Below are 8,902 nucleotides of genomic sequence, written 5' to 3' on the forward strand. Positions count from 1 at the left end.
CGGCGGAGGTCGGCGTCGTCTTGCCCGCTGTCCCCCCGGCGGCCGGTGCTGAGGGCAAAGGCGGCGTGGCACCCTGAAGAATCGTCGGCGGGACGACCGAGACCGGCGTTCCGGCCTGATCGTTCTCGCTCGCTTTCGCCGCGTCGTCCGAGCCTTCAGCGTCCTTCGAGCCTTCAGCGTCCTGCGAGATCTGTTTCTCGACGGATGGTGCGGCGGCCTGCGCCTCGGCACGTCCCGACGGGTCGGTGTCCGGCTGCGGCTCCTTCGCGGTGGGATTCGATCCCGGCGGCTGGCTCGCGGATGCGGATGTGGCGTCCTGGCGAGGGCCTGCGGGGGGCCGGGTGTCGCGCACGTCCGATGCGACCCGACGCGACGCGGCTTCCTGCGCCGTGGTGGCAGGCCGGGGGGAGGCCGCACTCTGGCGAGCCGGCGCCTTCGCGTCCGGCCTCGCCTAGACGGCCGCGGATGTCCGGCGCCTGTCCGCGTCCTTCGTCTGGCCGGGAAAGTCCGGGCGCGTGCTCTGGGCGCTCGCGGCCCGCGCGTTCGTCCGGGACGGAGCCGTGTGGACGTCCGACCGGTCGAGGGCGAAAGCCTCCGCGGCGCTCTCACGGGGGCGAGCGGCCCTGGACAGGCCGAGGCGGCCCGCCGAACCATCCGTGTCGATCACCGATAAAGCCATGCGCCGCATCTCCCCTCGGGCTTTCTTCCGCAAGGGGCAGGCCAGAGTGGAAAGACGCTAAGTCCCTGTGACGGCACGTCGAAACGATCGGGCAGGTTTCCGGATCGTGGGACAGGCCGGCAAAACCTGCCCAGGGTCCGGCAGCTTTCGCCGGCTCCGACACCCCCGGGTCGTAAGCCGGCCATCCCGCGCGGACGTGGCGCCCTCCCTGGAACTCGCGGGCCAGGATCGCTATAGACTCACGCGCGGGGCCGGACCGGCCCCTCCCGGCGCACCCTGGCACCATGAACTCCCTCGATCTTCCCAAGGCCCCGCACGAGACGCGCGTCGTCGTCGCCATGTCCGGCGGCGTCGATTCCTCCGTCGTGGCCGGGCTCCTGAAGCGCCAGGGCTACGACGTCGTCGGGATCACGCTCCAGCTCTACGATCACGGCGCGGCGACCCACCGCAAGGGTGCCTGCTGCGCCGGCCAGGACATCCACGATGCCCGCCGCGTCGCCGAGGCGCTGGCGATCCCGCACTACGTCCTCGACTACGAGGACCGCTTCCGGGAATCGGTGATCGACCGCTTCGCCGAGAGCTATCTGGCGGGCGAGACGCCGATCCCCTGCGTCGAGTGCAATCGCTCGATCAAGTTCCGGGACCTGCTGGCCACCGCCCGCGATCTCGACGCCGATTGCCTGGCCACCGGCCATTACGTGGCGAGCCGCCCGGACGCCTCCGGCGGGCGCGGCCTCTACCGCGCCCTCGATCCCGCGCGCGACCAGAGCTATTTCCTTTACGCGACGACGCCCGAACAGCTCGACTTCCTGCGCTTTCCCCTCGGGGAACTGCCCAAGGACGAGACCCGGAGCCTCGCCCGCGAGTTCGGCCTCGGCGTCGCCGAGAAGGCCGATAGCCAGGACATCTGCTTCGTGCCGCAGGGCCGCTACGCCGACGTGATCGCGCGCCTGCGCCCGGACGCGGCCCGGGCCGGGGACATCGTCGATCTCGGCGGCCGGGTGCTCGGCCGGCACGAGGGCATCATCCACTATACGGTCGGCCAGCGCCGAGGCCTTCGCCTCGCGGTGGGCGAGCCGCTCTACGTCATCCGCCTGGAGCCCGACAGCGCCCGCGTGGTGGTCGGCCCGCGCGAGGCGCTCGCCACCAGCCGCATCCGGCTGTCCGACGTGAACTGGCTCGGAGGCGACGGGCCCTGCGCCGCGCGGCCCGTCGCGGTGCGCGTGCGCTCGACCCGCGAGCCCCGGCCGGCGCTGCTCACCTACGATCCCGCCGATCGTTCCGCCGAGATCGTGCTGGCGACGCCCGAGGACGGGGTCTCCCCGGGGCAGGCCTGCGTGATCTACGCCGACGAGGGTCCGCGTGCCCGCGTGCTCGGCGGTGGCACCATTCGGCGCATCGACGCGTTGGCGACCGGAGCCGCGCAAGCCGCCTGAAACAACCCACCCTTTCACAGGACTTCGAGATCGACATGCTGAGCGAGCCGCGGGAGGCCGGGCCGAGCACCGCCCTGATGCGCAAGGCCTATGCGCGCTGGGCGCCGGTCTACGACGTCGTCTACGACAAGCTGACGGAGCCGGCCGCCCGCGACGCCGTCGAGGCGGCCGTCGCCTGCGGCCCGCGCATCCTCGAGGCCGGCGTCGGCACCGGCCTGTCGCTCGGCTACTACCCCGCCGACAGCTTCGTCTGCGGCGTCGATCTCTCCGAGGACATGCTGAAGCGCGCGCGGGCCAAGGTCCTGCGCCGCCGGCTCACCCACGTGCGCGGGCTCCAGGTCATGGACGTCTGCCGCCTCGGCTACGCCGATGCGAGCTTCGACGCGGTGGTGGCCCAGTTCCTCATCACCCTGGTGCCGGACCCCGAGGCCGCGCTGTCCGAGTTCCTCCGCGTTGTGCGGCCGGGCGGCGAGATCGTGCTCGCCAACCATTTCGGGCAGACCGCCGGCCCGGTGGCCAAGGTCGAGGAGATCGTGGCGCCGCTCTGCACCAAGATCGGCTGGTCATCCGCCTTCAAGTCGACCCGGATCGAGGCCTGGGCCCGCGCGCACGGTGTCGAGTTCATCGGCGTGGCGCCCACCTTCCCGGGCGGGTTCTTCAAGATCCTGCGGATGCGCAAGGCCGGGTGAGCGCGCTCCCTCCCGCCAGCGACGGCCGCCCCGAGCCGGCGGGCGTGCGGCGCCTCATGCGCTGGATTCCCCTTCTGCTGCTGGTCGGGGCCTCCCTCGCCGTCCTGGTCTCGGGTGCCTCGCACCTGCTCAGCCTCGACAGGCTGCTCGCCTCCCGGGTCTGGCTCAACGCCTGGGTTGCGGAGGATCGCTTCCGCGCCATGGTGGTGGCCTACCTCGTCTATGTCGGGGCGGTCGTCGTGTCGGTGCCGGCCTCGCTGTTCCTGACGATGCTCTGCGGCTTCCTGTTCGGCATCGTGCCCGGCGCGCTGATCGCGCTCGCATCCGCGACCACGGGCGCCGCGATCGTCTTCACCATCGGGCGGGGCCCCGCCTCCGACCTCGTCCTGCGCCATGCCGGACCGCGCCTCGCGGGTCTCGCCGCCGGCTTTCGCGCGGATGCCTTCGGATATATCGCCTTCCTGCGCCTGCTCCCGATCTTCCCGTTCTGGATGACGAACCTCGCCCCCGCCGCCTTCGGCGTCCGGCGCAGCACCTTCGTCCTCGCCACCCTCGTCGGGCTGCTGCCGGGCGTGTTCGTCTACGCCTCGACGGGCGCGGCCATCGAGGATGTCGTTCTGGCCCACGAGACGGCCAAGGTCGCCTGCATCGCCGCCGACGGGCTCGACTGCGACAACGCCCTGACCCTGCGCGCCCTGGTGACGCCCAAGATGGTGGCGGGCCTTGCGGCGCTCGCCGCCTTCGCGCTTCTCTCGGTGTTCCTCCGGCGACGTTTCAACCGCCGCCGCGTGGTGGATTTCTGATCGAATTTAGCCATAAGTCTGGTTAAAGACTTTTGGGTCCGGCGGCAGCCTAATCCGATCGAGAGCGTTGATGGGCGATTGTTCATCGATCATCCGCTCCAGGTATGTCTTTCGGATTACGATGGTGCGGACCCCGGGCGACACACGCGGCGCCGGCGGGCACAGGGAACCCAAAGAGTCGAGATGGGTGTGAATTCGCGCGTGGCGTTCCAGGAGGAGGTTGCGGAGGCCGGTCTGCCGGTTGCGCGCGGCCTCGGCCGTCATCTCGGCCTCTCCGGCCGGCTCTTCCTGCTGACGGTCGCCTTCGTCGCCCTGATCGAAGTGCTGATCTACGTGCCCACCGTCGCAAACTATCGCCGGATGTGGCTGTCGGACCGGATCGCGGCCGCACAGGTCGCCGCTTTGGTGCTCGACGCGGCGCCCGACCAGCACGTCTCCGAAGGGCTCGCCCAGCGCCTGCTCTCCGGTGTCGGCGCCCGCGCCATCGCGGTGAAGGGCAACGGCACGCGGCGCCTGCTCGCCGACGAGACCATCCCGGACAGCGTGTCGGACCTCATCGACCTGCGCGAGGTGGATTGGATCGAATCGATCCGGGGCGTCGTCGGGACGCTCTTCCTCGATTCGCCGCACCCCGTGCGCGTCGTCGGGCACGGTCGCGACGGCTTCGACCTCGTCGAGATCCTGATCGACCGGACGCCCTTGCACGACGCCGTGGCGGCCTTCGCGATCCGGCTCGCCCTGTCGTCGCTCGCCATCGCGGCAGCGGTGGCCGCCCTGATCTTCTTCGTCCTGCAGCACACCATCGTGCGACCGGTCCGGCGCCTCGTCCACAACATCACGGACTTCGCGGACAAACCGGAATCCATCGACGGCGTCATCGTCCCGTCCCGCCGTACGGACGAGATCGGCCACGCCGAGATCGCCCTGTCGCGCATGCAGACGACGCTCGCGCGGGACCTGCGCGAGAAGCGGCGACTCGCCGGGCTCGGGCTCTCGGTCAGCAAGATCAACCACGAACTGCGCAACCTCCTCACCACCGCGCAGCTTCTCAGCGACCGCCTCGAGGGCGTCGCCGACCCGATCGTGCAGCGCGTCGCCCCGCGCCTGGTCGCCACCCTCGATCGCGCCATCCGGTTCTGCGAGGAGACCCTGGCCTATGGCCGCGCCACGGAGCGAACGCCGAGCCGCCGCCTCGTCAGCCTCGCGCCGATCGTCGCCGAGCAGGCCGACCTGTCCGGGCGCGAGCGCGAGTCGAACATCCTGATCCGGGAAATCTGCCCGGGCGACCTGCAGGTCTTCGTCGACCCGGAGCAGTTCTCGCGGGCGCTCGCCAACATCGTGCGCAACGCCGTCCAGGCCCTGGCGCCCCAGGGTGCCGGGCATGAGACGCAGGCGCGGCCCGACCCCACCATCACCATCGCGGCGACCCGCGCGGGCTCTCAGGGCAACGGGGCCACCACCATCCTGGTCTCGGACAATGGGCCCGGCTTGCCGGCGCGGGCCCGCGAACACCTGTTCAGCCCGTTCCGGGGATCGTCGCGCTCGGGCGGCACCGGCCTCGGCCTCGCGATCGCCTCGGAGTTGATCGAGGCGAACGGCGGCACGCTCTCCCTCGACGAGACGCCGGCCGGGACCTGCTTTCGCATCGTCCTCCCGGATCAGGCCGCGGCGTAGGGAACGCGGCTGCGTTACTCCGCGGCCGCCAGGGTGAGGCCGGGCACGGTGATGCCGATGTCGCGCAGGAGCTCGGCGTCGGAATCGGTCTCGTTGTTGGCCGTGGTCAGCAGGCGCTCGCCGTAGAAGATCGAGTTGGCGCCCGCGAGGAAGCACAGGATCTGCGCCTCGCGAGTCAGGCCCTTGCGGCCCGCGCTGAGGCGCACGCGGGCGCGCGGCATCACGATGCGGGCGGTGGCGCACATGCGCACGAGATCGAGGGGATCGACGGGCGGGCGCTCCTCCAGCGGCGTGCCCTCGACGGCCACCAGCGCGTTGATCGGCACGCTCTCGGGGTGCGGCGCGTGGTTGGCGAGCACCTGGAGCATGCCGGCGCGGTCCTTCACGCCCTCCCCCATTCCGACGATGCCGCCGCAGCAGACGCCGATGCCGGCGTCGCGCACGTTCTGGAGGGTGTCGAGCCGGTCCGCGTAGGTCCGGGTCGAGATGATGTCGCCGTAGAAGTCGGGGCCGGTGTCGAGGTTGTGGTTGTAGGAGGTGAGCCCGGCCTCGGCGAGGCGCCCGGCCTGGCTCGGCGTGAGCATGCCGAGGGTGACGCAGGCTTCCATGCCGAGGCCGCGCACGCCGCGCACCATCGCCAGCACCGCGTCGAATTCCGGACCGTCCTTGGGCTGGCGCCAGGCCGCGCCCATGCAGAACCGGTGCGCGCCCGCCGCCTTGGCCTCCGCCGCCTCGCGCAGGACGGCGTCCACCGGCATCAGCCGCTCGCGGGCCATGCCGGTGCCCTTGTGGTGGGCCGATTGCGGGCAATAGGCGCAATCCTCGGGGCAGCCGCCGGTCTTGATCGACAGGAGGCTCGCCCGCTGGATGTCGGCCGGGTCGTTGTGGGCGCGGTGCACCTGGGCCGCCCGGAACACGAGGTCGAGGAGCGGCAGGTCGTGGATCGCCTGGATCTCCGCCACGGTCCAATCGTGGCGAATGGCGGAGGTGCCGGTGGCGGGGGCTGCGGCCGGGAAGGAAGCGAGGGTCTCGGTCATGGCCCCATGAGGCGAATCTTGGGGCGAAAATCAACCCGTCCGCCACACCCTCAGTTCGTCGGCTCCCCCGCCGCGACCTTGGCGGTCCAGTCGTCGAAGGCGATGATCTCCTGGCGCTGCTCGCCCAGCCCCGCGATGCCGAGGGTGACGACGTCGCCGTTGCGCAGGAAGCGCGGCGGCTTGCGCGCCATGCCGACGCCGGGGGGTGTGCCCGTGGTGATGATGTCGCCGGGCTCCAGCATCATGAAGTGCGAGACGTAGGCCACGAGCTGCGCCGGATCGAAGATCATCGTCGCGGTGGAGCCCGTCTGCATGCGGGTGCCGTTGACGTCGAGCCACATGCCGAGAGTCTTGAGGTCGGCGATCTCGTCCAGCGTGACGAGCCAGGGTCCGAGGGGCCCGAAGGTCGGGCAGCCCTTGCCCTTCGTCCACGTGCCCCCGCGCTCCATCTGGTACTCGCGCTCGGAGACGTCGTTGCAGATGCAGGCGCCGGCCACGTAGGACAGGGCCTCGTTGGCGTGGACGTAGGAGGCGCGCGCGCCGATCACCAGCGCCAGTTCCACCTCCCAGTCGGTCTTGGCCGAGCCCTTGGGCAGGATCACCCGGTCGTTCGCCCCGGCGAGGCAGGACGGCGCCTTGTTGAACAGAATCGGTTCGGCGGGAATGTCCGCGCCGATCTCGGCGGCGTGGTCGGTGAAGTTCAGGCCGATCGCCACGAAGTTGCGGGTCGCGCCGACGCAGGGCCCTAGGCGAGTGTCGGCCGGTAGCAGCGGCAGGCTCGCGGGATCGATCAGGCGCAGCCGATCCAGGGTCTCGCGCGACAGGGCCGGACCGGCGATGTCTCGCACGTGGGCCGAGAGATCGCGCAGACCGCCCTGCGCATCGATGAGACCGGGCTTCTCGTCGCCGCTCGCGCCATGACGTACCAGTTTCATCGCTCGTCTCTCCGCGTTGCCGTCGACCCGATGACATCGACCGGCGGCGCGCGCGGGGCAAGGGCCGGAACGGGACGAAATGCACCCAAATCACGTGTGCCGGCGCCGTCCGTTTCGCCCGACCGGCCGATTTTGTCGCCCAAAGGCCACACCGGTGCCTGGAGATACGGCAGGGTCGATTTTTCTGCCCGCGCTCTTACTCACGTTCGCGAGAGTTTAGATGTGAACCATTCTGCCGGCGCCGACGCGAAGGCCGGATTCCTCCGGAAATATCTCGCCCGATCAAGACTAGGCGCGAAGTACGACTTGCTTAATACTTGATGTGGCATGTGTTGCGAAGTCGCAATCCGCAAGCCATTGTCGCATCCAAGGTGCGGGGCCGGTCCAGAGGGGCCGGGACAAGCGAGCGCCATGAACAGGGGTGGGTCTCACGTCATGACGGATACGATTCGGAGCCGTTCTCTCCGTCGCTTGGCGCTCTCGGGCGTCTCCGCCGCCCTGCTCGCCGCAAGCGTCACGGACGCCTCGGCCGGCGCCTTCGGCATCCGCGAGCAGAGCACCGAGGCCCAGGGCGTCGCCTTCGCGGGCACCGCCTCCGGCTCAGGCGGCGTCTCCTCGATGTTCTGGAACCCCGCCACCGTGACCATGCGTCCGGGCTGGGTCACCGAGCAGAACCTCACCCTCATCAATCTGTCGGGCAAGATCACGCCCGAGGCCGGCACCAACCCGGCCTTCGCGCGCCTCGGCGAGAGCGGCGACATCGGCCAGGGCGCGATCGTTCCGGCGGGCGCCACCTCCTACCAGCTCAGCGACCGGGTCTGGATCGGCATCCAGACGGGCGCCCCCTTCGGCCTCGTGACGAAGCCGCGCGACACCTGGGCGGGCGAGGTCTACGGGCGCTCGAACCGGATCTTCAGCCTCGCCTTCAACCCGGTGATCGGCTTCAAGGTCAACGAGTGGCTCTCGATCGCCGCCGGCCCGAACATCGAGTATTTCAAGCTCACCCTGCGCCAGGCGACCCTGCTGCCGCCTCCGTTGCTGAACAACCCGGCAAATCTGGCGAGTTCTTCTCTGAAAGGTGATTCCTGGGGAGTCGGGTTCACCGCCGGCGCGCTGATCACGCCGTGGGCCGGCACCGCCTTCGGCGTCGGCTACCGCTCCTCGGTCCATCACGACATCACGGGCTCGATCGGCCTGCCCGCCCCCTTGGCGGCCTTCGGCGGCCCGGTCACGGCGAACCTCAACACGCCCGAGAAGGTGACCGTCGGCCTGACCCAGGCGATCAACCCGGTCACCCGCATCAACCTCGGCTTCGAGTGGGACAACTGGAGCCGCCTCAAGAACATCGCCATCCTTCCGGTCGTGGCCGGCAACGTCGGAAGCGCGCTGCCCCTGAACTACAACGACGGCTACACCTACGCGATCGGCGCCGAGTATGACTGGTCGCCGTCCCTGACGGTGCGGGCGGGTGTCGCCTACGAGGTCTCGCCCGTCGACTTCACGAACCGCTCCGTGCGCCTGCCCGACGGCGACCGCGTGAACCTCTCTCTCGGCGCGAGCTACCGCTGGAGCGAGAAGCTGACGCTGAACCTCGCCTACTCGCACTTCTTCGTGGACAAGGGCCGCATCCTCACGGGCCCGGGCCGCGA

General features: G+C 70.3%; 8 protein-coding genes and 1 pseudogene. 5 read left to right on the forward strand and 4 right to left on the reverse strand.

Going from position 1 to position 8,902, the window contains the following annotated elements:
* Positions 1-352 (reverse strand): annotated as a pseudogene (locus JWQ05_RS03885) (hypothetical protein); the annotation flags it as partial.
* A gap of 99 nt (positions 353-451) precedes the next feature.
* Positions 452-679 carry a hypothetical protein gene (locus JWQ05_RS03890; protein WP_299654755.1) on the reverse strand — a complete coding sequence of 76 codons (228 nt, stop codon included), beginning with the start codon at positions 677-679 and terminating at the stop codon, positions 452-454.
* 284 nt (positions 680-963) lie between these two features.
* Here JWQ05_RS03890 and mnmA point away from each other — a divergent pair, with 284 nt between their 5' ends.
* From mnmA to JWQ05_RS03910, 4 genes are all read left to right on the forward strand, one after another.
* Positions 964-2,115, forward strand: a complete 1,152-nt coding sequence (gene mnmA, locus JWQ05_RS03895; RefSeq protein ID WP_299654758.1) for a tRNA 2-thiouridine(34) synthase MnmA — start codon at positions 964-966, stop codon at positions 2,113-2,115.
* A gap of 35 nt (positions 2,116-2,150) precedes the next feature.
* Entirely contained in the window at positions 2,151-2,804 is a 654-nt protein-coding gene (locus JWQ05_RS03900) for a class I SAM-dependent methyltransferase (protein ID WP_299654761.1), read from the forward strand.
* Between the two features lie 56 nt (positions 2,805-2,860).
* On the forward strand, positions 2,861-3,607 hold the full coding sequence (locus tag JWQ05_RS03905) for a VTT domain-containing protein (RefSeq protein ID WP_299654773.1): 747 nt from the start codon (positions 2,861-2,863) through the stop codon (positions 3,605-3,607).
* Positions 3,608-3,790: 183 nt separating this feature from the next.
* A complete protein-coding gene (locus tag JWQ05_RS03910) occupies positions 3,791-5,281 on the forward strand; it encodes a HAMP domain-containing sensor histidine kinase (RefSeq protein WP_299654764.1) in 1,491 nt (496 codons plus the stop codon).
* Positions 5,282-5,295: 14 nt separating this feature from the next.
* On the opposite strand, the gene bioB is transcribed toward JWQ05_RS03910, so the two are convergent.
* Together bioB and JWQ05_RS03920 are read right to left on the reverse strand one after the other, a co-directional pair.
* Positions 5,296-6,318, reverse strand: a complete 1,023-nt coding sequence (gene bioB, locus JWQ05_RS03915; RefSeq protein WP_299654767.1) for a biotin synthase BioB — start codon at positions 6,316-6,318, stop codon at positions 5,296-5,298.
* Between the two features lie 50 nt (positions 6,319-6,368).
* Positions 6,369-7,253 (reverse strand): fumarylacetoacetate hydrolase family protein, encoded by an 885-nt coding sequence (locus JWQ05_RS03920; RefSeq protein WP_299654770.1) that lies wholly within the window; start codon positions 7,251-7,253, stop codon positions 6,369-6,371.
* A 447-nt stretch (positions 7,254-7,700) separates the two neighbouring features.
* Here JWQ05_RS03920 and JWQ05_RS03925 point away from each other — a divergent pair.
* Positions 7,701-8,902: porin (locus JWQ05_RS03925; protein ID WP_299654776.1), on the forward strand; the 1,202-nt coding region annotated here is incomplete at its 3' end.

The organism is Methylobacterium sp., from assembly GCF_028290105.1.
Lineage (GTDB): Bacteria > Pseudomonadota > Alphaproteobacteria > Rhizobiales > Beijerinckiaceae > Methylobacterium.

Bases quoted from the DNA above. Each gene is read 5' to 3' on its own strand.
- JWQ05_RS03890 (WP_299654755.1), bottom strand. From the start codon at position 679: ATGGCTTTATCGGTGATCGACACGGATGGTTCGGCGGGCCGCCTCGGC.
- mnmA (WP_299654758.1), top strand. From the start codon at position 964: ATGAACTCCCTCGATCTTCCCAAGGCCCCGCACGAGACGCGCGTCGTC.
- JWQ05_RS03900 (WP_299654761.1), top strand. From the start codon at position 2,151: ATGCTGAGCGAGCCGCGGGAGGCCGGGCCGAGCACCGCCCTGATGCGC.
- JWQ05_RS03905 (WP_299654773.1), top strand. From the start codon at position 2,861: ATGCGCTGGATTCCCCTTCTGCTGCTGGTCGGGGCCTCCCTCGCCGTC.
- JWQ05_RS03910 (WP_299654764.1), top strand. From the start codon at position 3,791: ATGGGTGTGAATTCGCGCGTGGCGTTCCAGGAGGAGGTTGCGGAGGCC.
- bioB (WP_299654767.1), bottom strand. From the start codon at position 6,318: ATGACCGAGACCCTCGCTTCCTTCCCGGCCGCAGCCCCCGCCACCGGC.
- JWQ05_RS03920 (WP_299654770.1), bottom strand. From the start codon at position 7,253: ATGAAACTGGTACGTCATGGCGCGAGCGGCGACGAGAAGCCCGGTCTC.